A 26,477-nucleotide genomic window follows, 5' to 3' on the forward strand; every position below is an offset into this window, starting at 1 on the left:
TGGCTGCCCTTCCTCGCGTTCGAGGGCGACTGCTACCTCCTGGACCTGGAGTCCGGCGACCGCGGCACCGTCGGCCAGGTCGTGTTCCGTCCCAACGTGCCCGTCCTGGACGAGCCGAAAGCGCTGTCGCTCACGACATTCCTCGCCTGCGCCGCCGACCTCATCGAGACCGGCCAGGCTCACCCGGAGGGAGAGCACGCTCATCCTCCTCGACCTGTGCTGAACTGATCCGATCGCCAGTCGGCGGGACTCCCTCCGCCAAGTGGCCTCCTCGCCCGGCGGAGGACGACGAGCAGACCCGGGCGACGCACCAGGGCGTAGCAGAAACGAATATGACGAACGTGAATTCTGACGAGTTCGTGGAGGAACTCCGGGACCGGGAAACCCCCGACGCAGCGCGTTCCTGGCACGGCCGTCTTCCTCGACCGGGGTGGCAGCCGGTTCCACGGGTGCTGGCCGGGGAGCGGGTGACGGTCGAAGAACTGGGGCGCCTGTCGAAGATTGAGCTCCGGCGCGGGCGGGAGCCGACGATGGCGAGCTGACGCAAACGGCTATTCATCTATTCATCGCGACGTCCTGCATTACCGAGGACGCCGCGGAGTACTTCGGCCTGCCCGCGAACGCACAGTCATCATGGGTTCCCACAACGAGGTCTAGTACTGCAACGGCAGCCAAGCGTGTAGGCAATCGCGAGGCTGGTAATGACTGACCACGACCAGACGTCTCCGTCCCGTTATTCGGGGTCGTGTAGCACCTTGTCGGCGAATGTCTCGATGATCCCGGCGAGGAGTTTCGGTGCTTTCAGGTCCACGCCGTGGTCGCGGTTGTGCATCACGACCTTTTCGGCCTGAGGCAGCACGTGTTCGATGGCGTCGAGTCGTTCGGTGAGATGCGCTGGGCTGCGATCGCCGCCGAGCAGCAGGGTGGGAACGGTGACCTGAGCGTAGGTGTCGAGGCGGACGCCGAGCCGGTCCAGGGCTTCGAGGTCGTCGATCTGGGCGGGGACGAGTTCGCGGTAGTGCGGAACGAGTGAGCTGAGCGTGCCGGCCAGCCGGGCCTGCCACGGTGGCAGGCCGACGGTGTCCCGCATGAAGATCGTCAGGGCGGTGCCGGGTTTGCCGGCGGCGATCGCGGCGCGCGCTCGGGTGGTGACCTCGCCGTTGTCGCCGCCCAGCGGCCGGCTGGTCACCGCGGCGGGCTCGAAGATCACCGCGCCGGCGAATGAGTGCGCGGATGCCGCGAGGGCTTCGAGCGCGACGACGCCGCCGGAGGAGTGGCCGTAGACGATCAGCGGCTCGCCGACCGCGGCGGCGACCGCGAGAACGTCCTCGACCTCGTCGGCGATCGAGCACGGTCCGCTGGGCTTGAGGTCCATCCGGTACTGCCGGCGGTGCAGGCGTACGACTCGGAACCGGGTGGCGAGGATGCCGGCGAGTTTCTTGGTTCTGGTCCCGTCGTCCAGCCCGGGACCGATGATCAGCACGGCCGGTCCTCGTCCTTCGTCGTATACGCGGACATCGGTGCCGTCGGCCGAGGTGATGGTGTCCATGTCGTCTCCCGTTTCACTTGGTAGACCACGTTCTGTCCGGATGCGTTCATCCGCACGCCGGCGCGGCCGCCATCACATTGCCGCAACGGCAGTGGAAGGAAGTCCTTGTAGCGGGCGGTTAGCAGAGCGTTGACCAGCTGTTGAAAGTCGTGATCTCCGAGACGCTCGTAGAGGTACTCGTGACGACTCTCCGGCATCCGTGCTCCCTTCCCCGTCGACTCCCGATTGTCGCACCGGCCGTCCGAGAGGTGGCGCACGACATGGCTCGTGGGCATCGATCCTTGGTCTTCGCATTACTCGCGGAAGCGACTCGAGCAGGATCGTGAGCTGCAGTCACCGGGCATCCCTCAGCTCAGGGGCACGCTCGTCTCCTTGGTTCGCGCGGCGTCGACCTGGCTCACCCGACGGGGTGGTTCCCGCGCTTGCGAGCCACCCATTGCGCCGTACTGGTTGCGACCGTGCGTAGGTGAGGCACTCCTGAGAGTGCCCGGCGGTGGCCTCTCGTGTCGCCCCGTGGGCGACCCAAGCGGGTCGGCTTCACGGCAGGAGGCCGCGATCATTGCCGACGCGGTCGCCACGGTCGGCTGACTCCGCGAGACCGGCGGCGATCGCCGAGCAAGCGTGGTGCACAGCGGAAGCTTTTGGGCCAGATGGCGTAACGTCTGTCTTCCTTGGCGCGACATCTCCGTACATTGGCGATTCGCGGAGGGCCACCATGACATCGAAGGTCTTTCCCCTGCGGTACTGGCTGCCTATCACGCGGTTCACGGTGACGGTGAGCCGTCGTCTGGAGATCGTTCCCAAGGAAGTCGAGGTGGACGGCCGCATCCGCTCGGAGAGTTTCCTCGAGCCGGTTTCCGAAGTGACGATCGCGCCGGGGATCGCGGCCGACCACCGCGCGGCCTGCACCACGACGGTGGATGTCGACTTCCTGGAGTCAGCCTCGATGTCCGTGACACTGGACGACAACGGAGTCATCACTTCGGTGGGTACCGAGAGCGGCCGAGATCTGTCGCCCGTCATCAGCCTCGTGGCGAAGGTGGTTCCGGTGCTCGCCGCGTTCTCCCTGGAGCCGGTTGCGCTCGAGAAATCGCTGGATGAGCGTTGGCGGGGGAGATTCGAAGAACAGGACACGTTGATCACAGTGCTGTCGGAACGCATGGCGGCGTTGCTGGGCGAGTTGGCTGCCGCAACACCCGTGCAGATCACCGAAATCGGTGCTGCTCTGGACGTCCTCGAACGGGAACTCGGTGCTCTCGACCGCATGCGTCGTGAGTGGATCGTCGGTCAGGCGAAGTCCGAGCCCGCGATCACCTGCGAGTTCGCTCCCAGCGATCTCTACCGGCCGGAGACAGACGACCTGCGTGATGAGCTCGACGCCGGCATTGAGATCCCTGCAGCGCAGATGACATTGGCCGGCCAGGCGGGCGTCCTCGTGGCGTTGGCTGGCAGGCGGGCGATGGCAGCGACGAGCGCGGCCTCAGACGACCTCGAACTCGTTGACGCGTTGGTCTTTCGCAGGCCGCGCCCGATGAGCCTGGGTGTTTACACCCGAACAGAGGCCGGCGCGCCCTGGCGGCTTGACCGGGCCACGGTTCGCGAGCTGGACGTCGTCGACGAGTACAGCCAGCAAGACCAGATCTGTTTCAACAGTGCCTTGGCGCGTAAGAACAACGTCGATGTCACGTTCCACGCCGACGGTTCGATCAATACCTATTCGATCAAGTCCGCTCCGATGTTCTCGGAGCTGGCTACCGCTGCCGGGAGCGTGCTCGACGCAGTTGCCGCCGCTCGTAAGGCTCAACTTGAGAAACCAGACGCAGTCAAGAAAGCACTCGACGAAGCCCAGACGAAGCTGGGTCTGCTGAAGACGTCGACCGAGTACGCGCAGCTCGCGGCCACCCATGGCCGGGCCGCAGAGCTCGCTGAGCTGGAGCAGCAGGTCAAGCTGGCCGAGCAGCTGGCCAAGCTCGGCGCAGCCTGAAGCGCGCACTGGCGGTGATCGACCCGCGGAGCGATCCATCGCCACCTGTGGGGTTCCAGAAGCCGGCCCCACGCATCTGACCTGTGGCGACGGGGGTGTTCGACGGGCCGGGCATGATCGGCGGGCATGGCGCTGCGTCTGGCGGGAGGCCGCCGCGGATCTGGCCACCGAGATCGACGACCTGACGGCGTTCGCTGCCTTCGCCGATCTCGAAGGTGCGTTCGAGCCGATCGAGCAGCAGGTGAAGCGACTCGCACATGAGGTTGACGAAGAGATCCAGCTCCAGATTGACATCGCGCGGGGCAAATGACGACGGCATTGGAACTCGTGGCGCCTGTCCTCGCAGTGTGTTCAGGCACGGTCCACCGGCCGCAGGAGCTGCCGGGGCACGCGGTGCGTGACGACGGTGGCTGACCGTCGAACCGGTCTCCAACTGAATAATGTGCGTGCAGGAGTGGTGCCTCCGCAGCTCGCCACCGGTGCCAGTAGCAGCTCGTTCACATCGGCCTGGCCGGTCTGTGCACGTTACGCTGGCGACTCGTCGTGGATGAAGGGCTGCTGATGACCGGTCGTGAACAGGCTGTGGGGGGCTTGAGCGGAGCGTCCGTTCCGGACCTGCTGGGCAGGTATGCCGCGATCCTGCAGGAGCTGCAAGACCGGGGCGTCGTGCGGACCCGCAACGCCCCTTTGGGCGACTACGCGGAGTACCTAGCCGCCCAGGTCTACGGCGGGACGCTGGCCGCGAACTCGGTGAAGTCCTATGACCTGCTCGCTGCCGACGGTAGGCGAGTGCAGGTGAAGGCAAGGACCGTCGGCCCGGACACTCGGGCTGGTGCTGTCTTCTCGGTGTTCCGTTCCTTCGACTTTGACGTTGCCGTGCTGATCACCTTCGACAGCTCCACCTACGCGCTGCGCTGGGCTCGTGAGGTGCCGGCCGTCGACCTCGAATCTGCTGGCCGGCACTCTGCACACGTCAACGGACGCCTGATCAGGATCACCGCCGGCGCCCGGCTCGGCGTGGATGTCACGGCGCGGTTCCACGCCGTCGCGTCGCGGTAGCCGGGGCATCCGCCGCCGTCGGGTGACCTCGACCCTGCGCTGGGACGTGGGCAGGACCGATCCGGCGGTTGACACGGTCCCACCAGACCGCGTGGTCGGTTCCACAGCGGAGGCAGCAGGCGCAGCTGCAGGTATATCTCCGGGGCGACTCCACCAGCAACACCCGGTGCGCTGATCAACCGGCCGGTCGGCTCCAGCCGGATCGCCACGGCTTCCAGTCCGGCTCGCCGATGATGACTGACACGATGACGTCGGTGGTGATCTGCAGCCCGGTGAAGTCGGGCGGGAGGGGATCCGCCACGTCCGCTCGCGCAGCCACTCGCTGGTGTGGCCCTCGAACCTCATCGCCCAGTTCCGTTGGTTGGGTGTGAAGGTCCGGTGCTTGACGCCGCCGCCCGCCCGCGTCGCTCGAGCGATCGGGTGATTCGGGCGGGACGCCGCTCCGGCCGCCGTCGGTGTGGGAGGCTGGAGCGGACGCGATCTGACGATCAGGGGAGAGATCCATGTCGCCGTCGCAGGGCCGGGAGGAACTCGCCCGTTCGTTGAGTGAGCTGAAGGCGCGCAGCAAGCTGAGCTACGAGGCACTGGCCCGGCGTTGCCACCTCAGCCGTTCTTCGGTCCACCGGTACTGCACGGCCGCGCTCGTCCCCCCGGAGTTCGGCGTTCTCGAATCGATCGCCACGGTCTGCGGCGCCGACCGCGCCGAGCTCGCCCGGTTGTTCCGGTGCTGGGCGCGCGCGGTGGACGAACGACCCGGTTCGCAGCCGGCACCGGCGGTTCCGCCTCCAGCGCCGGGCAGCACGAGCGCGTCGCCAGCGCGGGCGCGCACCACGGCACGGCACCGCCTCACCGTCCCGACCCTGGTCTTCGTGCTGCTCGGGACGCTCGTGCTCTCCGCGGCGAGTACTTCGACGACCACGTCCTCGCCGGGGGAAGCGCCGCTCGCCGTGTTGTCGGCACCGATGTGGGCCCAGACCGCCACCGACCTGGATCCGGGCCTGTTCGGCGCGACAATCAATTCGTCGACCGGCGCGATGCCGACGTTCGGGCTGGATTCGGTGCGGTTCTGGGACAGTCACACACGCTGGGCCAACATCGAACCGCGGCGGGGCATTTTCGACTGGTCCGTCCTCGACCGGCTGGTGGCCGGGGCCGGGGCGGCCGGCCTGCGCTCGGTCTTCAGCTTCGGCGGGACACCGGAGTGGGCGAGCCCCGGCGGCGCACCGACGCTGTACGACGACGGCTCCAAGGCATCGCCCCCCACCGATCTGCGCGATTGGGACGGGTTCGTCGGCGAAGTCGCCGGGCGCTACCGCGGCCACATCGGGGCCTACGAACTGTGGGCCGTGGTCAACGACGCGCACTTCTACACCGGCAGCGTCGAAACCCTCGCCGCGATGACACGCCGCGCTCACGACATCATCCGGGCGGCCGATCCCGGAGCGACCATCGTGTGCCCCTCGATGGGCGGGCTGGAGCGGCCCGAGGCCCAGCAGTTCCTCACCCGGTTCGCCGCACTCGGTGGCTACCGGTACTGCGACGTCGCCGGTGTGAAGCTGACCCAGCCCGATGCGGCGGCACCGCCCGAAACGATGCTGCCGCTCGTCGCCGGGATCGACAACACTTTCCAGCGCGCCGGCCTCCACCCGCCGGTTTGGGACACCGGGACCCGCTACGACATCAGCCTGCAACGGCCACTCGACCCGGCCACTGCGGCCGACCACGCGGTCCGGTTCTACCTGGTGGCTCTGTTCGCGCACTACCGCCGGGCCTTCTTCTACAACTGGGGTGGCACCAAGATCCCCATCATCCTGCAACCCGACGGCGGGGCGCCGACCCCGGCCGCGCTCGCGGTCGAGCAGCTGCGGCGCTGGCTGCGCGGCGCACGGATCCACTCGTGCGGGCAGGGAACGATGGCGCGCCTGCCCGCGGCCGTGTGGGAGTGCCGCTTCGATGACGGCCACGACCCGTTCGTGATTCGTTGGACCGCGGCCGGCCGCGCGTCGATGAGCGCGGACCCCGGAAGCTATGCCGAAGACCGGCTGGACGGTACCGAAAAGTCACTGGCCGCGGGCGATCCGGTGGACGTGACCACCAGTCCCGTGCGGATCAACCTGCGAACCGGGGCGTGACGGCGTCCCACCGACGCTCGTCTTCGCAGGTGGAAGGCGAGTTTCCATCCCAACTTCCCATCCCGTCCCGGGCGCTTGTCCCGTCGCGCCGGGCTGCAACAGGCTGGGTCGCGGCGGCCTTCAGAGCACCGGGCCGCACGACATCACCGACAGACCCATCACCGACAGACAAGGACGGACACCAAGCCGCTCCGCACTGGCCGCGGTGACCACGGAGAGCGACAGTGTGCCTCGATGGGCGACCGTTGAAGCGTTTGTCGACGGTTGTGTCCGATACGCCAAGGTCCACAAACGCCCGCTATCGGACTACGCGACTGACATGCTGACCTGGAGAGATCACTACGACCAGACATATCCGCGGCAACGAAGGGATCGGTCGCCGAATTCCGCCGGCGGCAAGGAACTTGCCAAGCTGATGACGTATCCAGAGATATCCGGCTACGACGTTCGACAGGACGGACTATTTCCGCTCGGTATTTGGAGCCCAGCCCGAAAGCTGGATCCAAGTAGGCTGCTAACCGAGACCGTGGCAGCCGAGAACAGGCCCGTCCAGCCATATCTTGACCAAGCGTCCTTGTTGGCGGCGGTTGAGGATTTCAGTCGGACAGCGTCCGGCGAGACCGTCTACCTGACCGGTTTCCGTATCGATCACAGAGAGTCCGACGAAACGCAGTACTGCCGCGTCTATCAGGCCCCAAGTGTTTATTCCGAAGTGTTGGCGATCGAGGATCTTCGCAGTCGACGTCCTGAACTTTTCGAAGACTGCGATCGCGCCCTTGAGCGGAACGTCCGCGATTATCTGGGCATGGCCGTACCATCGTCCCTCGCGGTAAATCTCGTGGTGGTCTCTTCTGAGAATGATGAGCTGCTCTGCGTTGAACGGTCAACGGCCGTCGACAGCGCAGTCGGATGGTGGACGGTTGGCGTCTTCGAGACGATGAAGCAATCCGACCCGAATCGACCCGGATCTCCAGAGGATCTCTTCAGTCTCGCGGAAAGAGGTCTGAACGAAGAACTAGGGCTGCGGCCCAGGGACTATAATCCGATCCAGATCACCTGGATCGGTATCTTGCGCTGCATCCTTCGAGGTCATGTGGTCGCCGTCGTGAAGCTGAGGATCTCAAAAGAGGAGTTGCGTGCCCGGGTGGGCCAAGCGCACTCGGGCTACGAGCACGCCGCCGTCGACTGGGTCCCGCTGCGACCGTCGCTGGTCCAGACCTTCAATCAGGCGACATCGGCGACGAATCCGGGAAAAGTCGGGTTCACAATTGATGTCCTTGGCCGAACCTGGATCGAGCAGTCGAGGTTGGCGGTTCAGGAAGCCTGGAGATTCAGGAATTCCATCGAAAGCTAGTACTGCAGCGTCAGTTGCTGGGGCTGTGGTAGATCACCATGGTGGTGTTCGATGTGGTGGTGGAGCCGCCACGGGGTTGTCCCCCGGTCTCGGCTAGACCGGCGAAGAGGTGTTCGACGGCGGCCGCGACATCGGCGATGTGCGCTGGCTGGCTCGCGGCATGCTGGAGCTTGCGCAACAGGTACATCCGTTCGTGAAGCAGGAGGGTCGCCGGTTCGGCGGCCATGAGCGCATCGAGGTCGATCGCCAGGGTGCCCACCTGCCGGTGGGTGATGCGCGTGACAAGGGTGTCACCTCGTTTGCTCTTGAAGTCCGGCAGCGGTCCCACCGCCACCCCCTGGACGGCTGAGGCCACCGCGCGGTTGCCCGCTTGACGTTGCAGCCGCAGGAGCCACAACCCGAACCTGCCATCGGCCAGCTTACCCTCGCCAAGGCCACCCCTTGACATAAAGCGGAGCCATGAGCGTGCGCTCTGGAGATTACTCGGTGCTTGCTTCGTGGACAGCCGAACTCGGTGACACTTGTCGCGGAACACTGGCTCGGTGGCTAGAGAGCTGAGTGAGGTAATCCAGGCGTCTCTGTACGCGCTCCACGTCGTCTCGTTCCTGTTGCTGGTACAAGGTCAATGCTTCTTGCCACGTTGCTTGAGCCTTCTCGTATAGGCGCAACGATTGGTAGGGAACGCCTAACCGATCGAGAGTGTTGGCAACAGAATAGTTGTTGCCCAGGGTGCGGTGGATCCGCAGGGCTTGCAGGTAATGGTCGACCGCTTCATGGTGGCAGCCACTGTTTTCGGCGATCCACCCCAGGCTGTCCAAAGTGTGCGCTTCGCCGTCATGGTTGTGATGACTGCGGTGCAGAACAAGTGCAGCGTTGCAGTGTTCGCGGGCGCCCATGCTGTCGCGGCGCCAGACCTTCAACCAGCCCACCTGGTTGAGCGAGGTGGCTTCATCCACAGGGCGGCCGAGGTATTGGTAGAGAATCAACGCCTGCTCGGCGTGTTCCAACGCTGTTTGGTGTTTCCCTGCACGTTCCCACATCCACGCCAGAGTCCGGTGGGTGTGCGCCTGCTGGACGGTGACATCGTGTTCTTGGGCCAGGATCAGGGCAAGATTCAGGTTCTCGAACGCGTCCGGGAATTGGTTCAGGTCCGCGTAGGCATGGCCAAGGTGCCGATGGGCGCGGATGCGAGCGGCGGGGTTGTCGAGGTTGGTAGCGGCGTCGAGAGCGGCGATCCACACGGCGATGCGGTCGTCTCGATATCCCTGCCGCTGGTGGTATGTCGCCATGGCCCAGGCCAGTTGCCATGTGGTTGGCCACCACCGCAGGGTTGACGCGCTGTCTTGGGCCGCGCGGAGATTGGAGTGTTCGACGGTGAACCACGCCAGCGCGTCCGATGCATGCTGTAGGTCGTCTGTAGGGATTGCGGGGGTTGAGGGAGCGAGCTCGGTAGGCCGGCGTTGAGGATGGAGAAGCTGGTCGGCTTTGTGGGCGGTGTGCACGTAGAAGTCCAGCAGTCGCCGTATTGCGTGCTCGCTGGCCCCTTTGGTGAGGTCGTGCTCGGCGACAGTGATGGCGTAGGCACGAACCAGGTCGTGCATCCAGTATCGACCGCGGTCGTCACAGTGGAGCAGGGATGCCTCTTCCAAAGTGGTCAGCAGTCGTTTTGTATCGGCCTTGGTCTGGCCGGTCAGACGTGCGGCAGCCGACAGGCTGACGTCCGAGCCTGGAGCCAACCCCAGCAGGGCGAAGGTCTCGTGTTGCTGGGATGTGAGCGCGTCCTGGGACCAGGACAACACGGCACGCAGACTTGTGGCCGGGTCACCGGCATCCAGCGCGTCGAACCGGGTCGCTGTGTCGCGCAGCTCGTCGGCCAGCGTAGACAGAGTTCTCTCGGGATGAGTCTGAGCGTTTCCGGCAACGATGGACAAAGCTAGTGGAAGCCCCTTGCACCCTACGAGCATGGCATCGATGGCCGCGGGTTCCGCGGCCATGCGTTGGGCGCCAAGGCTGGCCTCGAGAAGCGCACGTGCGTCGGTCTCGGTGAGGAAGCCGACGGGGATTGGCTGGGCGCCGTGCTTCACGGTCAGTCCGGTCAGGCGATGGCGGCTGGTGACCAGCACGATGCCGGCTGTGTTACCAGGTAGTAGCGGTACGACCTGCTCAATGGTGGCAGCGTTGTCGAGCACCATCAGCATCCGTTTGCCTGCTACCAGGCTCCGGTACAGCGCTGTTTGTGCGTCGACGTGTTCGGGCACGCGGTCGGGCTTCACGTCGAGAGCGTGCAGCAACCCGCGCAGCGCGGTGGCGGCCGTGATCGGTTCGCCAGACGGGCTGAAACCGTGCAGATCGACGTATAGCTGGCCGTCGGGGTAGTGATGGGCATGCAGGTGAGCCCAGCGGAGCGCTACCGACGTCTTGCCGATGCCGCCCGGGCCCGTCAACGTGAGAATCACGGTCTTGGTGTCCTCAGCGGCCCCCGCTGCGGCCTGGGTTATTGCTCGCAGCTCGGGCTGCCGGCGGACAAATCGAGGTGGTGCCGGCGGCAACTGCTGAGGCGTCGGCCAGCACTCGGCATGTTTTGCGCCGTCAACCATTCCGTCGGACTCCGAACTGCTAGCCCTCTGCAACGACTGGTCAACCCACAGTTCATGATCGGATTTCTTCTGACGGAGCACGGTTGAGGTGTAATATTCCGGCTGGTCGTCAACCTTCTTGTGGTCAACTCGGCAAAGTAGTACAAGGTTGTCGTAACTGTCCGTCAAGTTGGTCGGGAATTCGTCATAACGGGGACCTCCCGGCGACTGAGCAGCAATGTGGGCTTCGTCGCCGACGACCGCCTCGCGATCGGTCGCCGTACGCTCAGCCACAAGCTGCCGCCGACACAACGCACACCGATTGCCTGACCGTGCCCATAACACTTTTCGGTCCTTGTCACTGATCGCCACGCCACCATGATGCCGCACGCACAGCCACTTCGGTCGATCCAGGAACCACTCGATTCCGTCAGCAGCCGACTACCATCACGCTCACATCGGCAGAAGCGGACGTTGGGGCGCGGTCGGCGGCATGGGAGCATGGTCCGGGGCGGACTGCCAACGGTCGGGCCCTCAGTTCGGCGGGATGATCTTGGCTTCGACGTTCTTGCGGGCGGTCCCATCGACCTCGACGCAGAGACCGAAGACTCGCTCTGTGTCGGGCTTCTCGGGCTTGGCTTCGAACTGCATGAGTGTCGTGTGACGGAACACTGGAGACCTCTCGGAACGTTCGCGGCGGCTGAGGTGCCGCCGCGGAGTTGCTCGGCTTCCCTCGACGGCGGCGGATAACCGTCTTTCGCGAAGCCGGATGGGACCTGCTCGAAAGGCAGAACACCTCGGGGGTGTCCAGGTGCACGACGGTCGACGTCCAACACCGGGGTCTCGGGTGTGCCCGGGTCGGGGCCGGGAAGTAGCGGGGACTCACCGGGCCTCCGCACGGGAACGCGGCTTCCGGGCCGTAACGGGTTCCGGAGCGGCCACGGCGTACGCCCGGATCGTGTCCGCGGCGATCCGGTCACACGAGTAGCGTGCGGTCGCCCAGTGGTCGTGCAGGAAGTCGCTGCACTCGCCGGTGAACGGCAGCAGGTCGTCCTTCGAGGTCAACCTGGGCGGCCTGGCCGGCACGTGGTACCCGGCCGGTTTATCCACTCTGGACCGGACGTTCCGGGACGCGCGCCGGGTGTGCAGGGTCACCTCGTGCCCGGCCTTGGTCATCACCGAGGCCAGTTCGTCGAGGTGTACGCCTTGGCTGCCGGCATCGGCTTTGCCGGCGGACTGGCGTGCACCGACACCATCGCTACCTTCATGGTCAGTACGTGCCGAGGTCGGCGCGGTCGACCTTGCGGTGAAACCGCATCCCGGCCAAGCCGCCGAGGATCGCTCCGACGAGGGCGACGACGAGCGCGACGGCCGCGCCGATGATCACGGTGATGGTGGTGGCGTCGTCACCGACGGGGAGTTTCGGCAGTCCGCCGACGTCGCTGATGACGTCGAACCGGTCGCCGGCGATGGCCGCGAGGATCGCGACGACGACGGTGATGGCGATCGTCCAGACCCAGACGGCGATGCCTTGTTTCACGCCGTTGAATCGGGCCATCCGTCCGGCGACGTATCCGCCGCAGTAGTAGGCGATCAACAGGACCGCGGCGGCGACGATGGCGCTGACGATGCCCGCGGTCTGCGTCACGTCGGGATTCTGCGCGGCTTGGCCGGTCGCTCGGCGAGTGCCCTCGGTGAGGGACACGCCGATCACGGCGCCGATGGCGGCGAGCAGCGCGAAGAGCAGCACGGCGGTACCGATCGCGGTGAGCCAGCCGAAGAACGCCGAGCCCCACTTGATGCCGCCGAAGCGGTCCTTCTGCCGGTGGAGGACGTCTCCGCGCGACGGTGCGATGCCCTGCTCGAGCCGGTCGTGGTGATCGGGCTCGGGGCGGCCGCCATCCGGGTTCTGTTCAGGACCGGGCCGGTCGGCCGCATTCTTTCGCGCCGCAGACTCCTGCGGGCCGGGGTTCTGGGTGGCGGGGTGCGCTGAGGCAGCGGTGCTGCCGCGATGCTCGTCGCCCGCGCGTCCGGTGGTCATGGCTGTCTCCTTCGGTGGTCTGGGTCGTCGCGGACACCGACCGCACATCGCCTGGAGGCGGGCCGTATCCGTCGTGAGCGTGCGCACCGTCGTCACAGGGGCCCTCATCCGCCAAGCGGACCGGCCGGCTTTCAGAGACGCGATCGTGAAGAGAACACCCGAACTGCAGGCGTCCGCTCGCCGTGGAACACCGGGGTCTCGGGTGTGTCGTCGAGCCATTGTGGCTCTCCGCGAGGCGAGTGCCCTTGACGTGCTGCCTCAAACATCTGCCACGGACTCAGCGACCCGGGGCCGCCGGATCCCTGACCGCGCACGGCCGTCCGGTTCCCGGTGACGATCGCGCCGACGAACCGCAGCTTCGTGTGCACCGCGGGCGCCAGCGCGAACGGGTAGAGGTCGTCCTTGCCCATGCTGCGGTTGAGCTGGTTGAGGGCGCGCGACAAGGGGATCCAGGTCGCGATCAGTTCGTCGACGTCCTCGGTCCGGTCTTCGGGGACGGCGTCGACCTGGCTGCCGGGGTGGGGCGCGATCGGCGTGCCGGCGACGAGAACGCCGAGCGCCGCGGCGGTCTGCACGGTGTCGCGGATGTGCAGGAGGTGAGCGAAGGTTTCGGCCCAGTCCTCCCAGGGGTGCGCGGCCGCGTAGTGGCTGACGTGGTCCTCCGCCCAGCCGGGGCCGGCGTCGCTTCCGTAGTGCTTCTCGAGGGCCTGCTGGTAGTCGGCCCGCTCGTCGCCGAACAGGTCCCGGAACGCGGCGGGCGCGTCGGCGACCAGCCGGTCCCAGTACCAGTGGCCGATCTCGTGCCGGAAGTGGCCGAGAAGGGTGCGGTACGGCTCGGCCAGCCGGGCGCGCAGGCCTTCGCGGAACCCGTCGTCGCCTTCGGCGAGGTCGATGGTGATCACCCCGCCGGCGTGCCCGGTGGTCACCGGGCGGTCCGTGCTGGACAGCAGGTCGAACGCCAAGCCGTGCCAGAGATCGGCGGTCCGCGGTGTCACGGGCAGGCCGAGGTCGTCCAGCTGGTAGACCAGCCGTCGTTTGGCGGCTTCCGCGGCGCGGAAGGCTTCGAGGGCGTCGACGTCTTCGTCGGCGGGGCGGGTCCGGGTCAGCGCGCAGCAGCCGCACAGGGGGCCGTCCGCGGCGAGCCAGTTGCAGCCGGCGAGTTCGGCGTTGGCGCAGCGATCGCTGTCGGTCGTGCGGAGCATCGACCGGGTGGTGCGGTCGATGCCGACCTCGGTGCCGCACACCACGCAAGCCGAGTTCTCGAAGAACAGCAGGTTCGCGCAGTGCGGGCAGGTGAACGTGCGCACGCAGGAGGTCCTTCCGGTCAGGTGTGGTCGAGCCGCGGGTAGAGGACTTCCCGGAGGAGGAGCAGGAGTGCGGCGGCGACGGGGATCGCGACGAGGGCGCCGACGACGCCGAGCAGCGCACCGCCGAGGATGACGGCGACGACCGTGACGAGCGCGGGGACCTTGACCGCGCCGCCGATGATCCGCGGTACCAGGAGGTAGTCCTCCACGAGCCGGTAGCCGATGAAGAAGCCGACGGTGCCCAGGCAGACGGGCAGGGACACGGTGAGCGCGACCAGGCTGACGAGCACCCCGCCGACGACGGAGCCGACGACCGGGATCAGGTCGAGGATCGCGACGGCGATCGCGAGCAGCGCGGCGTACGGGACGCCGAAGATCAGCAGCCAGATCAGGGTCAGCACCCCGGCGATGACGGAGATCGCCAGGTTGCCGAGGACGTAGCCGCCGACCTTGGTGAAGATCGCGTCGCCGATGAGGATCGCCCGGGGGCGCCGGGAGTGGGGGATCAGCCGGTAGCCGCCGGCGCGGATCCGGGGGAGGTCGACGAGGAAGTAGACGGTCAGGACGATCAGCAGCAGGACGTTGGTCAACGCGCTGAAGACGGCTTGGCCGGCGCCGAGCAGTCCGCTGCCGATGCCGGGCCCGCTGACGAGGCTCTCCAGCTGTTGCTGCAGGTGGAAGCGTTCGTTGAGGGTGCCGAGGACGGTGTTGTGGTTCTGGGCGTCGCGGAGGTATTCGGGCGCTTTGCCGACGAACTGGGTTGCTTGTTCGACCAGGACGGGGATCGCGGCGGTGAGGAAGCCGCCGATGGCGAGCAGGCCGACGACGAAGACGGTGGTGACGGCGAGCCAGCGTGGGAAGCGGTGGCGGGTCAGCCAGGCGACGGCGGGTTCGAGGCCGATGGCGAGGAACAGCGCGAGCCCGAGCAGGACCAGGACGTGCTCCAGGCCGGCAATGATCTGCACGAGCGCGTAGATGACGGCCACGCCGGCGGCGCCGGCCATGCCGAGCAGAAACGGGGAGCGACGGTTGAGGGGTTCTCCCTTGGCCCCCAGCGGTTGCGCGGTGGTGCTGAGTTCGGCCGCGGCGGCTTCCGCGTCGGCGAAGGTGCCCCCGTCGTCCGAGCTCTCCTCGGGTAGCCGGTTTTCGGGTTCGGGCATGGTTAGGCCTCCCTGGGTCCTGGGGTTGCCTGGTTACCCACTGCGAAGGCCGCTACCCGGCCGCCGGGGGAGGGTTCGCCGCCGTGAGGACGGGTAGCCCGGGACGACCCGGCCCGAGGACAGGAGGTGCTCGTGAGTGCGGATACCGAACGCGAGCCGATGGTCCGGCCGCCGGCACTGAGGACCGGCCAGGAGGCGTCGACGAGCAACCTCGAACTGTTCTTCGACCTCGCCTACGTCCTGGTCGTGAACGAGCTCGCGGTCGCTTTCCTGAAGCACCTGACGTGGGCCGGGTTCGGTACGTTCGTCGCGCTGTTCGCCGCCGTCTGGATGTCCTGGGTGGGTTTCACCCTCTACGCCAACCGGTTCGACACCGACGACGTCCTGTTCCGGATCGGGAAGCTCGCCGCAACGCTGTCCATCGCGGGGTGCGCCGCGAGCGCGATGTTCGCGACCTCGGCCTTCTCCACGTCGTTCGCGGTGTGCTTCCTCGCCGGCCGGGTGATCCTGCTGGTGCTCCACGCCCGGGCGTGGCGGCACGTCCGAGACGCCCGGAGCACCATCGGCGTCTACCTCGCGACCCTCGGGGTGAGTTCGGTCCTGTGGGCGGTGTCGCTAGCTGTCGACGGACTGGTCCGGTACTGGCTGTGGGGCGCGGCGGTGGCCGTCGACGCCGTCGGCCCGGTCGTCGCGACCTGGCGCGACAACCACCTCCCGCTGCACCTGGAGCACCTCCCGGAGCGGTTCGGGCTCTTCGTGATCCTGGTCCTCGGGGAGGCCGTGGGCGGTGCGGCCATCGGCGTGCGCGACGCCGAGTGGGGTCCTGACGCGGTCGCTGTCGGCGTCGCCGGCTTCGTCATCGCCGCCGCGCTGTGGTGGATCTACTTCGACACGGCGGCCGCCGTCGGCGCCGCGGCGTTGCGCCGGCGCGACGACGAAACCCGGGACGGTGCGCCGGCCGACGAACGACACGACCTGTTCGTCTACGGCCATCTGCCGCTCGCCCTGGGCATCGTGCTGGCCGGGGTCGGCATCGAGGAACTCGTGCTGCACCCGGAGGCGGCGCTCCCGTCGGCCGCCGGCTGGACCCTGGCCGCCGGGGTCGTCCTGTTCCTGATCGGGTCGGCCCTCGTCCTCGGCGGCAGCAGTCATTCCTGGCGGGCGGTCTGGCCGTGGCCGCTCGCTGCGGTGCCGGTCGTGCCGGCGGCCGCCGCGCTCGGGCACCACCATGCCTTGCTGCTCGTCGCGGGACTGGCGTTGCTATGCCTTGCGTTGGCCGTGCGGGGAACGGTGGTTCGGCGCGGTCCGGCGTCCGTGCGCAGCCAGCCGAGAAGCGTTTCGTAGACGGCGTCGTCGTGGAGCAGGCTGAAGTGGTTCAGCCCGCCGAGCCAGACGATGTCGGCGTCTTCAGTCAGATCGCCCACGGTGACCGGCGCCACGAGGAGGTCGCCGACGAGCCGGCCCCAGATGCTTCCTTCGGTGCGGGACAGCGTCGCGGACACGAACAAGCGGCGGATGCCCGCTTCGCTTTCCGGCCGGCGGGATTCCGCGCCGGCTGCCCATTGTGTCTCGTGGACGTAGCCGTGTCCGAGGTCCCGGATGCCGTCACTGCGGATCGCGAGCAGGCGGGCCAGGGGAGCGGCGAGGGGTGATTTGCCCAGCAGCCCGGCTATCTGGGCGACACGTCGTTCCAGCGGTGCTCCGTTGTGCGGTGTGCCGAGGCAGACCAGCCGGCTCACGCGGGAACACCATGGCGCTTCTTGTTCTTGTGCTTGGTAGAGCGCGCTCCGGGCCACCAGGCCACCCATGGAGTGTCCGATGAGGACGATGTCGGTGACGGGCACGGGCCACGCGGCGATCAGCCGGGTCAGCAGTGTCACGAGGTCGCCGCCGTTTTCGGAGACGTGCCGGCCGGAGTTGTACCGCACATAGACGGAGGTGGTGCCCAGATCGTCGGCCAGGCGCGCGCCGAAGTCGGCGCCGCGGAACCAGCAGCGTTCGGTTTCGACCAGTCCGTGCAGGAAGACCACCAGGCGACCGGCCGCGCCAGGGAAGGCGCCGGCCAGGGAACGGTGGTCGAGGCTGACCGGTCGTCGTTCGCATCGGACGGTCATTTCCGCGTTCGATCGGGAGGCCGCGGGGAGTTGCGCTCCGAACATCCCGTGGGCGAGGCCGGTGGCGTAGTGCCCGGTAGCGGACTCGAGGACGGAGGTGGTCCAGAAGTCCCGGGCGAGCAGAGCAGGCAATTGCGAGCCGGCCCGGGCCAAGGCAGCCAGACCGCCCATCATCTCGCTCAGCGCGGCAGTCGCCATCTTCGTCATGGTGCTTCTTCCGGACGGCGTCGCCGCAGGACCGGCTGACCTCAGCCCGCGAATACCCGCCGCGGGGATCCGTTACGCGGATCGGCCCGCGCAGCCGAGGTGACGCCCATCGCAGGGCGGAAAGCCTCGTTCCGGGAGTGCGGCGGAACCCGCGTCGATGCCCACTTCGGCGGGGACGGGCAGGCGAACCTGTGGGCCGTCCTGGCCGAAGTGGGCATCGAGACGGTGAGGATTCCTCCGCGTTGCCCACGGGTGAACTGCTACGCCGAGCAGTTCGTGCTCACGGCACCGCTCCCGTGGTCAGCGCCGATGACCGACTTTTGGAAGCCCGCAGGTCTCACGGCCGCGACGCATCGGTCGATCCGGTCAGCAGTTCGGCGGGGTCGAGGTCCGAGGTCGCGACGTCGTGCGCGACGTCGGACAGCCGTCGGTGGTGCGCGCGGGCGTAGCCGCGCAAGGCGAGGTAGGCCTGGTGCATGTCGAGCCCGCTGGCTTCGGCGAGGACGCCTTTGGCCTGTTCGACGACCGTGCGATGGTGCAGGGTCGCTTGCAGCTGTTCGGACACGACCTCGTCGTGGCGGATCGCGCGCTGTTGCAGGATGCCGATGGTGGCGATGTCGGCTAGTGCCTGGCCCAGGGCGACGCTGGCGTCGTCGATGGCTCCCGGGGGCGTGCCCAGCAGGGTCAGTGCGCCGATGACGTCGTCGCGCAGCCGCATCGGGACCGCGCACGCGGCGCGGAATCCCGCGTTCACCGCCGCCGGCGCGAACTGGGGCCACCGATCGGACTCGGTCGCCAAGTCGGCGCTGGCCACCGCGATACCGGTGTCGACGCAGTCCAGGCTGTGGGGTTCCAGAAATCGGTTCACGCGCCCGACCTGCGGAAACAGACACGTGACGGACAGGGCATGATCGACAGCCGTGACGCTGCGTCTGCTCTACTTGATCTTACTCCGGCTGGTGGGTCTGCTGGTGTTGCTCGGGCGCTCGTCGGCGTCCAAGGACGTCGAGTTGCTGGTGCTTCGCCACGAGGTGGCTGTGCTGCGCAGAGGCAACCCGAAACCTCGCCTGGACTGGGCCGATCGGGCGGTGATCGCTGCGTTGGTCCGCCTGTTGCCCACAGGGCTGCGGCTGCACCGGTTGGTCACCCCGGCCACGATCCTGCGCTGGCACCGGCGCCTGGTCGCCGCGAAGTGGACCTACCCACACCGAGCTGGCCGTCCGCCCGTCGATGAGGCGCTCACCGAGTTAATCGAACGGATGGCCATCGAGAACCACCACTGGGGGTACAAGAGGATTCAAGGTGAGCTGCTCAAGCTTGGACACCGGGTCAGTTCCTCGACGATCCGGCGGATCTTGAAGCGGGCGCGCATACCTCCCGCGCCGGCCCGGCACACCGACACGTCCTGGCGGCAGTTCCTGCGCACGCAGGCCTCGACGATGCTGGCGTGCGACTTCTTCCACATCGACTGCGCGCTCACCCTCAAGCGGATCTACGTGTTCTTCGTACTGGAGGTCGGCAGCCGCTACGTCCACGTCCTCGGCACGACCACCCATCCGGACAGCGGGTGGACCACCCAGCAGATCCGCAACCTCGTGATGAATCTCGGTGATCGAGTCGACGAGTTCAGATTTCTCATCCGCGATCGGGCCGGCCAGTTCGCAGCCTCTTTCGATGCCGTCCTGGCCGACGTGGGCACCGAGACGATCAGGATTCCACCACGCTGCCCACGGGCGAACGGCTACGCCGAGCGGTTCGTGCTCACCGCCAGAACCGAGCTCACCGACCGTATGCTGATCCTCAACGAGAGGCATCTGCTCGCCGAGTACGTCCGGCACTACAACGGTCGACGGCCGCACCGTTCCCGCGAGCTTCGCCCACCCCGGCCGACCCACCCCGCGGCAGACCTCAACTTTCAGCGAATCAAGCGACGCCGGCTTCTCGGAGGTCTGATCAACGAGTACGAACGAGCCGCGTAAAGCCACTGGCCAGCGCTGGTGACCGACTTTTGGAACCCCACACGTCCACGTCGCCGTCCCCGATCAGGCCACCGCCGTCCTTGTCGGCAACCACCTGCGCCCCTGGCTCCCGGCACTGCTCGGGTTGACGGCCAACTCGGCCATCCACGCCGGCGGCGACACCGGGTTCGCCAGCTGGCGCGCGGTCACCACGGCACACTGGCCGTGCGGCGGTGTGCCGCCCTACTTCACGTCGGCTGAGCACTACGCGGAGACCGTCGCCCTGATGGTCGACTCCGGCGCGATCCTCGACCACGGGATGGTCTACTGGGACATCCGGCCTTCGGCGCACCTGCCGACGGTGGAGGTGCGGGTCAGCGACGTGCCGGCCACCATCGACGAAACCGTCCTGCTGGCGACGCTCGTCCGCGCCCTCGTCGCCACCGCGACCCGCGCCGTCCGGGCCGGCGACCCCGGACCGCCGTTCTCCCAGGAACTCGTCCGCGCCGCCCACTTCCGCGCCGCTCGCGCCGGACTCGAGGACACCTGGCTCGACGTCCGCTCCGGTCACCTCGTCCCGCCCCGGCAGGTACTGGGATCGCTCCTGCGGCATCTCCGGCCGGAGCTGTCCGGGCCAGGCGACTACCGCCGCACGGTCACCCTGCTCGATCGGGTGCTCGCCACCGGCAACGGCGCCACCCGGCAACGACGGACGTGGCAGGCGCGGCGGCAGGTCCGCGACGTCGTGGCCGAGGGGACGAGGTGGACACTGCAGGACACCGCACCGGCATTGCCCTGACGGTGGTAGGGCTGCGCGTCGAGTTGCCGAAGCGGCGCATGGGATCCGCCAGGCCGCCGCCCTCGGTGGTCGGCGCACGGGGCTCGTTGTGACCGGGTGTCCAGGCGGCCCGAGCCGGCCGCGCGGACCGCCGGCATGAAGTACACCCTCGCGCAGAGCGCGGTGGCCGGCGCGGTAGGCGGCCCAGCGCAGCCGGACGAGGATGGCCGGCCGGGTGAGATCGGCGTCGGTGAGGGCTTCGAGGAAGCCGGTCAGTACCGCGGCGTGGATGTCGTGGACCTCGCCGCGGAACCGGTTGGTCAGCTTGGCCGCGACCGGGATCAAAATCGGCAGCGCGAGCCCGACGCACGCGACCGTCCACGTGCCACCCTCGGCACGGGACCGCGTCACGAGAGCTGTCCACACCGCGTCCCGCGTCTGCTGTGGACATCCCTTCGCGACGGTCATCCGGCCGACGTCGTCCAGCGGCACCAGCCGCGGCGGTAGCCCGCGGACCTGGCGGCCGTCGAGGGTGACCGGGTGCGGTCCGGTGACCAGCCAGGCGAACGCGGTGCGGGCGGTATCGAACACGCCGGGCTCGCCACGCGGACGCGTCGTCGGACTGGTTGCGGGGTGTTTCGGTGACGAGGGCTGGTCCATGGCGGCACTCCTGAGCGAGCGGAAGTCGACGTCGCCAGGAAGCCCGCCGAGGCGCCTCAAAACCGCTTTACGCCCAGGTCAGAGGCGTGCCAAAGCCGTTTTGCGCTGCATACCGGCCTCGAATCGAGGGGGGCCATCTCGCAGCAGACCTGCTCGGTAGGAGACCGACGACGGAAATCGGCTCGGTCGCCGAGGGGGTTGTCTCGGTGACCGAGCCGATGTCGCGGTGGCGATCAGCTCGGCTCGTGCCGGACGCGGCCCCGCCGGGTTGTCTTGTTGTGCGACAGCGAACTCGGGGCCTGCAGGCCGGCTCCGTCGTCCACTCCGACACCGAGGCGTTCGACCAGCTCGCCGCCCAGCCACCCGGTCACCCCGGCGATCGCGACACCCGCGAAGCCGAAGATCAACGCCCACGCACCGGGAACCCAGTCGCCGGCGTTCACGCGCAGCAGCCAGCTGACCGCGAACAGCAGGAGCACCAGCATGTTGCCCGCACCGTGGAACAGGCCGACCCGCTTGGCGCGGGTGCCGGCCGGAATGGCGGACCAGTCGATCCACCCGGGCAACGCGGCCACCAGTCCGCCGATGATCCCGGCGGCGATCGCGTAGGCGGCGGCCACCGCGAACCCGGACCGGTCGGTGATCAGGTGCAGGATGTCGAAAACAACCGCGGTGGCCAGCAGCCCCAACGGGAACACGATCAACATCGGATGGATGGCGTGACCGAACGCCTTGACGCGACTTTCCACGATCGACCTCCCGGATGAATGGGGAACGTGCGGGTACCCGGTCGCAGATCAGGCACACGTCGTGCGGGCGGTCGCGGGCACCGAGCACCGTGAGCCGGCCGCCGAGGACACGAGGAAAGGAACATCGCGATGACTCAGCTGGTCCGCGAACTGATGACGACCGGCCTCGTGGCGCTGGCGCCGGACACTCCGGTGCGCCGCGCCGCCCAGGCCATGCGGGAGAAGGACGTCGGGGACGTGCTCGTCGTCGAAGACGGGCAGTTGCGCGGCATCGTCACCGACCGCGACATCGTCGTCCGCGGTCTGGCGGACTTCGAAGACCTCTCCACCTGCACGCTCGGCGATGTGTGCAGCGACCAGCTGCTCACCGCGGCCCCGGACGACGAGGCCGACGCCGCCATCGCCCGGATGCGCGAAGCGGCCGTGCGCCGCATTCCCGTGGTCGAGGCCGGCCGGCCGGCCGGTCGGTGTGCTTTCCCTCGGCGACGCGGCCGTGGACCGGGACCCGGACTCAGCGCTGGCCGACATCAGCTCCGAAGAAGGCAACACCTGATCCTGCGGCGCCGGCTCCACGGATCTTCGCCGATGATCGGACACACCGGCGAGTCCACGGAGGAGCGGCTCGCGCGCAACCTCGGCGAGCTGCTCCAGGAACTGAGGGTCGCGCTGGCCGGTGTCCAGATCCTGTTCGGGTTCCTGCTCGCCGTGGTGTTCACCGACCGCTTCCGCGACGCGAGCGGCTTCGAGAAGGCTTGGCACCTGTGCGCGGTGGCGTCGGCCGCGACCGCGTTGCTCACCGCGCCGCGCCGCCGTTGCTCAGCCCCGGCCGGGCGCGACGAGATCGGTCAGCCGGTCGAGGGAACGGCGAAGCTGCTGGTCGACGTCCTCGTCCGGAGCTCCGCCGTGGTTGCGGGGATCGTCGCCGAGGAAGGACAGGTGCACGGTGACGTAACAGGCGCCGCCCTCGGCCGAGGAACCTGGAGCCTGTAGCCCGGGCTCCCTGCCGGCCCCATCCCACCCGAATCGCTCGCCCGTCGGCCGTGATGGCCGGCAGGGCATCTGCGAAGCGATCGTGAGTCGCCTGCGGTCACTTCGCCGGTGGCGGCCGGTGCCGTGAGGCCGGGAGCGGAAGGAGCAGCACGATCGCGGTCACCACCAACCACAGGACGATCGTGCTGGACACCGGCCTGCCGGCGGCGGCGAGGAACAACCGGAGACCACCCGCGACGACCACCCGCCACACCCCGCTGCGCATGCGGCTCGGCTACCCCGCGGGGGTTGGAGAAAACGCGCGAATCGTCACTGTGGCGCGAGGTCGTCGCGCTGCGAAGGTGACGCGCCGCGGGAACGGCACGCGGGAGAACCTCAGCGACCACACCGCGACGGGCGTCGAGTGGTACCGGCGATGGCGGCAGCTCGCGCGTGCCACCGCCGTCACTGCGCCCGGCGAGCGGCCCAGAGCCTGCCGCCGGGTTTCCTGGCGAGCCTCGCGGGTATCGGCGGGACGACGAGAGGAGGGCCGGATGCCGGGACTCGGGAGACAGCACCGCTCGCGGTCGTGGTGACCGCCGCGGTTCCGTGGCCGGCGATGGCCGCGGCGGTGTGCGCGGCGCTCGCGTTCGGCACGAGCGGGGCGTTGCAGCACCACGTGGCTCGCCGGACGGATCGGAGTGGCCGGTTCGGGGTGGTGCGGTCGTTGGCCCGGGAGCGGGTCTGGCTGGCGTCGCTGCTGGTGAACGGGGCGGGGGTGGTCCTGCAGGTGGTGGCGTTGAGCCATGCCCCGGTGGCGCTGGTTCAGCCGGTGCTGGTGCTGGACCTGCTTTTCGCCGTCTTGGGGGCGAGCGTGCTCCGGCGGCACCGGCCGGACCGGGTCGTCGTCGGCGGCGCGCTGCTGTGCGCGGGTGGGCTGGCGGCGTTCCTGCTGCTCACCGCTCCGACGCCGGGGACCACCGTGCCCCGGCCGGGCGAGGCGCTCCTGCTGGGCGGCGGCGTGGTGGCGATCGTGGGTGGCGGCGAGGTGGGGCCGCGGTACTCGTCGCGCGTTGAGCCTGGCCGCGGCGACCGGCGTGCTGTTCGGTGTCACGGCGGGGCTGGCCAAGGTCGCGGCGAACGACCTGCACCGCGGGGTCGGCGAGGTAGTGCGGGACTGGCCCGGCTATGCGGCCCTGGCCTGCGCGGCCGCCGGGTTCGTGCTGAGTCAGCACGCGTTCCGCGCCGGCGTCGCGGTGGCCCCCTCGCTCGGGGTGATGGTGGTGCTCAACCCGTTGGCCGGCATCGGCTTCGGGGTGCTGTGGCTCGGCGAGCGCGTTTCCACCGGCGTCGGCGGTGCGGTGGCCCTGTGCCTGACGGTGGCCGGCATCGCCGTGCTCGCCAAGCGGGTCCCCGCGGCGGCTCGGGAGGACAGAGGGGCGTGAGCGGCCCGCCCGCCACGGCGGGGACGAGCGGCCCGTAGCGCCACCGGGCAGGCGGGCCGATTGTGGTCGGCGCATCCGGTTGGGACGGTCCCGTCCGGGTATTCGAGTCCTGCAGGGTAGAGGTGGGATGTGATGCCGCATGAGCACCGAGCAGATCCTCACCACGGCTGCGGTACGAACGACGTCGTCTGGAACCGCCGGCGACGGCGATCCTGGACGAGCTGTTCGCCGGGACACCGGTGCCGCGGCTGCCGGCGATCATCGGCGACTCCGCCGGCCGCGGCGTCCTGATCCACTGGTCCGCGCAGTCGCGCTCGCAGCTGGACGAGCTCTACGGCGAACCCGGGCGGCTGCAGCTGATCGACAACACCCTCACCCTCACCGCGTTCCCGGGCTGAAGGACGACAAACCCTCGAGTGGCTGTCCACATTGTCCGGGCACCACCGCCGCCGAACCCACCAGCACCACAGCGACGGGATCTTCAGCCCCGGACGCGGCGCCAGCGGCGAGGAAACCGTCCCGACGCTGCGCGCCGGGGACATCCGCACCCTCGACCGCGACCGGGTCTTGATCCTGCACGGTAACCTCCGCCCGATCCTCGGCCGCACCGTCGACGTCGGACAACGCCCGGACTGGCCCCAGCTGCAGGCCGATGTCGCCGCGATCCGCTGCGGCGACGCTCCAGTCGGCGCAGACGGTTATCTCCGCCCGCTCCCGCCAGCGATGGTGAACAGTCCGCACATTCAGGAGCCGCTCCGATGACCGAGGACGACAACATCACCACCCCGGATCCCGAGCGACCGGACGACGCAACGCAGCCGGAACCGCAGCAATCCGCGCGGTCGCGCGCCGAGCTCGATGCGATGACCGAGGAACTATGGGACAGGGTGCAGGCCCAGCAGTCGGAAATCGAGCAGCTCAACGGGAAGATCGCGGAGCTGGAGAGCGACGCCGAAGACAAACCGCGGCTGGCGCCGTGCTTGCCGTTCCCGGCACCGCCGGCCGCGGAGGACAAGCAGCACCGAGAGCAGACCCCGGTGTTCACGGTCACCAATTTCGTGCAGTACTACAACGCCGTCTACGTCGGCAAAGGCGGGACGCGCGCGGTCGCGATCCCGGACTGCTGGCCACAGCATCCCGGCTTGGTGGCGGAGCTGGCGACGCTGGCCTACACGTGGCGGGCCGCGCACGTCGGCAAGGGCGCCAAGGCCAGCGACGCCCAGTACTGGCACGACCGGTGGCGAGCCGGATTCGCCGAACGCATGATCACCTAGTGGACTCACCAGCAGTGCCTCACCGATGTCCATAAGGCCGTGGGCGCGACACCGCTGACCGACCGCTTCAGCCTGGCGTCTAAGAAGGTGTCCAGCCCCGACAGCCACGCTACAACCGTGGATGACGTGGAGATCGTTGCGCCGGAAAGGGAGCCAAGACCACAAGGTAACCAGTCGTGACTGCGAGCTGGACCGCTCCGCCATAGCCGGTTTGCGTGAGACCAGCCACTGTCCGTCGTCACCCGGTGATCTCGCGGGTTGTCGCCAGTTGCCGGTCCTTGTGCTGCTGCTCGCGGGACAGGTCGGCCGCGTGGTGCGGGATGAGCGCGTCCTGCACGACCCGTTCAACTGCGACCCACGTCCGAACGTAGCCGGTGCTGTCCTTACACCGTACGTCCCGAATCGCGACGGCGATCTCGTGCGCCGATGCCCGGCCGGTGCTGAACGCGGGGTCGCCGATCGCGGCCTGCGGGTCGGGGTAACGGAAGCCAGCCTCGGCCATGCACCGCGACCATGCCGCCGCGGCCTCGGTCACCGGCGGGGTAGTCCGCGTGATCTCGTAACTCTGCTGGCTCAGTCCAAAGCTCGTCGGCTCCTGACCGGGGTTCGCGTCGGGGACGAGGATCCGGTCTGCTTCGCCCGCGCAGCCACCGGGCCGGACGTCTCGGCGATCGCCCCTGCCGGTGATCGCCGCGATGACGTCAGGTGGTGGTGATTGTTGGTTGGCGGCCCGGGGTCTGAATACGGCTGGGTCGCGGTAGCCGTAGGCTGCTGCTTCGCCCGCGTCAACGAGACCATGCCGCCTCGGCTTGGTGGCGTCCCGCACTGGATCGACCGGTGGAAAGGTGAACCGAAGTCCGTGGTTGGCGAGGCATCGTTCGATCAGGATGTTGCGCGCCTTGATGACCTGTAGTTCCTCCGCCGGCGTCAGCTGTGACCGGTCGAGCGGGAGGTCGAGGCCACGCACGGTCGACAGGTCCCGGGGAACTTTGTCCAGCGCTGCGGCGAGCTCGGCCGCGCCGACGTCAGAAGTTGCGGCGGGTGCTCTCGAGCAGCCGGCGATGATTGCGAGTGCCAGCGTGACGGCGCCCAGGCGGCGGAATGTGAGCACGGCTGAACCTCCCGGTCGCGATCGGGGCCGCGCCGAGCTGGCGCGACCCC

At 68.3% G+C, this 26,477-nt stretch carries 25 protein-coding genes and 4 pseudogenes; 15 read left to right on the plus strand and 14 right to left on the minus strand.

The annotated features are described in order from the left end of the window. On the plus strand, positions 1 to 228 hold a 228-nt coding region (locus tag ACFVYA_RS31145), incomplete at its 5' end, for a hypothetical protein (RefSeq protein ID WP_387050045.1). 505 nt (positions 229 to 733) lie between these two features. Here the strand turns inward: ACFVYA_RS31145 and ACFVYA_RS31150 are convergent. Beyond that, complete coding sequence (locus tag ACFVYA_RS31150; RefSeq protein WP_387050047.1) at positions 734 to 1,549, minus strand: alpha/beta fold hydrolase; 816 nt, start codon at positions 1,547 to 1,549, stop codon at positions 734 to 736. Between the two features lie 715 nt (positions 1,550 to 2,264). On the opposite strand from ACFVYA_RS31150, the gene ACFVYA_RS31155 reads away from it, so the two are divergent. Continuing rightward, positions 2,265 to 3,533 (plus strand): hypothetical protein, encoded by a 1,269-nt coding sequence (locus tag ACFVYA_RS31155; protein WP_387050049.1) that lies wholly within the window; start codon positions 2,265 to 2,267, stop codon positions 3,531 to 3,533. Here ACFVYA_RS31155 and ACFVYA_RS31160 read toward each other — a convergent pair. Further along, the gene (locus ACFVYA_RS31160) at positions 3,493 to 3,852 is read right to left on the minus strand and encodes a hypothetical protein (RefSeq protein ID WP_387050051.1); all 360 of its coding nucleotides are present in this window, start codon (positions 3,850 to 3,852) and stop codon (positions 3,493 to 3,495) included. The genes ACFVYA_RS31155 and ACFVYA_RS31160 overlap by 41 nt on opposite strands. Before the next feature lie 224 nt (positions 3,853 to 4,076). Between ACFVYA_RS31160 and ACFVYA_RS31165 the strand changes: the two genes are divergently transcribed. Beyond that, a complete protein-coding gene (locus ACFVYA_RS31165; protein WP_387050053.1) occupies positions 4,077 to 4,592 on the plus strand; it encodes a DUF6998 domain-containing protein in 516 nt (171 codons plus the stop codon). Positions 4,593 to 4,767: 175 nt separating this feature from the next. On the opposite strand, the gene ACFVYA_RS31170 is transcribed toward ACFVYA_RS31165, so the two are convergent. Next, positions 4,768 to 4,893 (minus strand): hypothetical protein, encoded by a 126-nt coding sequence (locus ACFVYA_RS31170; RefSeq protein WP_387050055.1) that lies wholly within the window; start codon positions 4,891 to 4,893, stop codon positions 4,768 to 4,770. 202 nt (positions 4,894 to 5,095) lie between these two features. Between ACFVYA_RS31170 and ACFVYA_RS31175 the strand changes: the two genes are divergently transcribed. Together ACFVYA_RS31175 and ACFVYA_RS31180 are read left to right on the plus strand one after the other, a co-directional pair. Next, complete coding sequence (locus ACFVYA_RS31175; RefSeq protein ID WP_387050057.1) at positions 5,096 to 6,724, plus strand: helix-turn-helix domain-containing protein; 1,629 nt, start codon at positions 5,096 to 5,098, stop codon at positions 6,722 to 6,724. Positions 6,725 to 6,929: 205 nt separating this feature from the next. After that, positions 6,930 to 8,078: a hypothetical protein gene (locus ACFVYA_RS31180; RefSeq protein WP_387050059.1), complete on the plus strand. Its 1,149-nt coding sequence runs from the start codon at positions 6,930 to 6,932 to the stop codon at positions 8,076 to 8,078. A 10-nt stretch (positions 8,079 to 8,088) separates the two neighbouring features. Here ACFVYA_RS31180 and ACFVYA_RS31185 read toward each other — a convergent pair whose 3' ends face one another. From ACFVYA_RS31185 to ACFVYA_RS31210, 6 genes are all read right to left on the minus strand, one after another. After that, on the minus strand, positions 8,089 to 8,406 hold the full coding sequence (locus ACFVYA_RS31185; RefSeq protein WP_387050061.1) for a hypothetical protein: 318 nt from the start codon (positions 8,404 to 8,406) through the stop codon (positions 8,089 to 8,091). A gap of 151 nt (positions 8,407 to 8,557) precedes the next feature. Then, entirely contained in the window at positions 8,558 to 11,026 is a 2,469-nt protein-coding gene (locus ACFVYA_RS31190) for an NB-ARC domain-containing protein (RefSeq protein ID WP_387050063.1), read from the minus strand. A gap of 510 nt (positions 11,027 to 11,536) precedes the next feature. Further along, complete coding sequence (locus ACFVYA_RS31195) at positions 11,537 to 11,833, minus strand: hypothetical protein (protein WP_387050065.1); 297 nt, start codon at positions 11,831 to 11,833, stop codon at positions 11,537 to 11,539. 91 nt (positions 11,834 to 11,924) lie between these two features. Then, on the minus strand, positions 11,925 to 12,791 hold the full coding sequence (locus ACFVYA_RS31200) for a hypothetical protein (RefSeq protein WP_387050067.1): 867 nt from the start codon (positions 12,789 to 12,791) through the stop codon (positions 11,925 to 11,927). 35 nt (positions 12,792 to 12,826) lie between these two features. Further along, the gene (locus ACFVYA_RS31205; RefSeq protein ID WP_387050069.1) at positions 12,827 to 14,002 is read right to left on the minus strand and encodes a putative zinc-binding metallopeptidase; all 1,176 of its coding nucleotides are present in this window, start codon (positions 14,000 to 14,002) and stop codon (positions 12,827 to 12,829) included. Positions 14,003 to 14,019: 17 nt separating this feature from the next. Beyond that, positions 14,020 to 15,162: an AI-2E family transporter gene (locus ACFVYA_RS31210; protein WP_387050071.1), complete on the minus strand. Its 1,143-nt coding sequence runs from the start codon at positions 15,160 to 15,162 to the stop codon at positions 14,020 to 14,022. Positions 15,163 to 15,294: 132 nt separating this feature from the next. Here ACFVYA_RS31210 and ACFVYA_RS31215 point away from each other — a divergent pair, with 132 nt between their 5' ends. After that, on the plus strand, positions 15,295 to 16,506 hold the full coding sequence (locus ACFVYA_RS31215) for a low temperature requirement protein A (protein ID WP_387050073.1): 1,212 nt from the start codon (positions 15,295 to 15,297) through the stop codon (positions 16,504 to 16,506). 53 nt (positions 16,507 to 16,559) lie between these two features. Here ACFVYA_RS31215 and ACFVYA_RS31220 read toward each other — a convergent pair. Both ACFVYA_RS31220 and ACFVYA_RS31225 read right to left on the minus strand, forming a co-directional pair. After that, positions 16,560 to 17,483 (minus strand): annotated as a pseudogene (locus ACFVYA_RS31220) (esterase/lipase family protein); the annotation flags it as partial. Positions 17,484 to 17,820: 337 nt separating this feature from the next. Then, positions 17,821 to 18,351, minus strand: coding sequence for a GAF and ANTAR domain-containing protein (locus ACFVYA_RS31225; protein ID WP_387050075.1), 531 nt, complete (start codon positions 18,349 to 18,351; stop codon positions 17,821 to 17,823). A 52-nt stretch (positions 18,352 to 18,403) separates the two neighbouring features. Here ACFVYA_RS31225 and ACFVYA_RS31230 point away from each other — a divergent pair, with 52 nt between their 5' ends. From ACFVYA_RS31230 to ACFVYA_RS31240, 3 genes and pseudogenes are all read left to right on the plus strand, one after another. Beyond that, the gene (locus tag ACFVYA_RS31230; protein ID WP_387050077.1) at positions 18,404 to 19,462 is read left to right on the plus strand and encodes an integrase core domain-containing protein; all 1,059 of its coding nucleotides are present in this window, start codon (positions 18,404 to 18,406) and stop codon (positions 19,460 to 19,462) included. A 46-nt stretch (positions 19,463 to 19,508) separates the two neighbouring features. Continuing rightward, a pseudogene (locus tag ACFVYA_RS31235) lies at positions 19,509 to 20,240 on the plus strand (glutamate-cysteine ligase family protein); the annotation flags it as partial. Positions 20,241 to 20,375: 135 nt separating this feature from the next. Beyond that, a complete protein-coding gene (locus ACFVYA_RS31240; RefSeq protein ID WP_387050079.1) occupies positions 20,376 to 20,726 on the plus strand; it encodes a hypothetical protein in 351 nt (116 codons plus the stop codon). Between the two features lie 386 nt (positions 20,727 to 21,112). Here ACFVYA_RS31240 and ACFVYA_RS31245 read toward each other — a convergent pair whose 3' ends face one another. After that, positions 21,113 to 21,628 carry a DUF2231 domain-containing protein gene (locus ACFVYA_RS31245; protein WP_387050081.1) on the minus strand — a complete coding sequence of 172 codons (516 nt, stop codon included), beginning with the start codon at positions 21,626 to 21,628 and terminating at the stop codon, positions 21,113 to 21,115. A 153-nt stretch (positions 21,629 to 21,781) separates the two neighbouring features. On the opposite strand from ACFVYA_RS31245, the pseudogene ACFVYA_RS31250 reads away from it, so the two are divergent. Then, positions 21,782 to 22,033, plus strand: a pseudogene (locus tag ACFVYA_RS31250) (CBS domain-containing protein); the annotation flags it as partial. Between the two features lie 183 nt (positions 22,034 to 22,216). Continuing rightward, a pseudogene (locus tag ACFVYA_RS31255) lies at positions 22,217 to 22,618 on the plus strand (DUF6328 family protein); the annotation flags it as partial. Positions 22,619 to 22,715: 97 nt separating this feature from the next. Here the strand turns inward: ACFVYA_RS31255 and ACFVYA_RS31260 are convergent. After that, a complete protein-coding gene (locus ACFVYA_RS31260) occupies positions 22,716 to 22,883 on the minus strand; it encodes a hypothetical protein (RefSeq protein WP_387050082.1) in 168 nt (55 codons plus the stop codon). Positions 22,884 to 23,634: 751 nt separating this feature from the next. Here ACFVYA_RS31260 and ACFVYA_RS31265 point away from each other — a divergent pair. The 4 genes from ACFVYA_RS31265 (at position 23,635) to ACFVYA_RS31280 (ending at position 25,316) form a co-directional block, all read left to right on the plus strand. Beyond that, positions 23,635 to 24,042 (plus strand): DMT family transporter, encoded by a 408-nt coding sequence (locus tag ACFVYA_RS31265; RefSeq protein WP_387050084.1) that lies wholly within the window; start codon positions 23,635 to 23,637, stop codon positions 24,040 to 24,042. A 239-nt stretch (positions 24,043 to 24,281) separates the two neighbouring features. Next, entirely contained in the window at positions 24,282 to 24,440 is a 159-nt protein-coding gene (locus tag ACFVYA_RS31270; protein WP_387050085.1) for a TraM recognition domain-containing protein, read from the plus strand. Positions 24,441 to 24,471: 31 nt separating this feature from the next. After that, positions 24,472 to 24,804, plus strand: a complete 333-nt coding sequence (locus tag ACFVYA_RS31275) for a hypothetical protein (protein ID WP_387050087.1) — start codon at positions 24,472 to 24,474, stop codon at positions 24,802 to 24,804. Continuing rightward, a complete protein-coding gene (locus ACFVYA_RS31280) occupies positions 24,801 to 25,316 on the plus strand; it encodes a hypothetical protein (RefSeq protein WP_387050089.1) in 516 nt (171 codons plus the stop codon). The genes ACFVYA_RS31275 and ACFVYA_RS31280 overlap by 4 nt, the downstream gene beginning before the upstream one ends. A 238-nt stretch (positions 25,317 to 25,554) precedes the next feature. Here ACFVYA_RS31280 and ACFVYA_RS31285 read toward each other — a convergent pair whose 3' ends face one another. Then, positions 25,555 to 26,427 (minus strand): hypothetical protein, encoded by an 873-nt coding sequence (locus ACFVYA_RS31285; protein ID WP_387050090.1) that lies wholly within the window; start codon positions 26,425 to 26,427, stop codon positions 25,555 to 25,557. Positions 26,428 to 26,477 lie beyond the last annotated feature (50 nt).

Origin of the sequence: Amycolatopsis sp. NPDC058278, assembly GCF_042881395.1 — a bacterium.
In the GTDB taxonomy this organism is placed as follows: domain Bacteria; phylum Actinomycetota; class Actinomycetes; order Mycobacteriales; family Pseudonocardiaceae; genus Amycolatopsis.

Excerpts from the sequence above, each read along its gene's own strand:
- ACFVYA_RS31175 (WP_387050057.1), top strand. The coding sequence starts at position 5,096 with ATGTCGCCGTCGCAGGGCCGGGAGGAACTCGCCCGTTCGTTGAGTGAG.
- ACFVYA_RS31155 (WP_387050049.1), top strand. The coding sequence starts at position 2,265 with ATGACATCGAAGGTCTTTCCCCTGCGGTACTGGCTGCCTATCACGCGG.
- ACFVYA_RS31260 (WP_387050082.1), bottom strand. The coding sequence starts at position 22,883 with ATGCGCAGCGGGGTGTGGCGGGTGGTCGTCGCGGGTGGTCTCCGGTTG.
- ACFVYA_RS31280 (WP_387050089.1), top strand. The coding sequence starts at position 24,801 with ATGACCGAGGACGACAACATCACCACCCCGGATCCCGAGCGACCGGAC.
- ACFVYA_RS31160 (WP_387050051.1), bottom strand. The coding sequence starts at position 3,852 with ATGCCGTCGTCATTTGCCCCGCGCGATGTCAATCTGGAGCTGGATCTC.
- ACFVYA_RS31210 (WP_387050071.1), bottom strand. The coding sequence starts at position 15,162 with ATGCCCGAACCCGAAAACCGGCTACCCGAGGAGAGCTCGGACGACGGG.
- ACFVYA_RS31240 (WP_387050079.1), top strand. The coding sequence starts at position 20,376 with ATGAAGTACACCCTCGCGCAGAGCGCGGTGGCCGGCGCGGTAGGCGGC.
- ACFVYA_RS31150 (WP_387050047.1), bottom strand. The coding sequence starts at position 1,549 with ATGGACACCATCACCTCGGCCGACGGCACCGATGTCCGCGTATACGAC.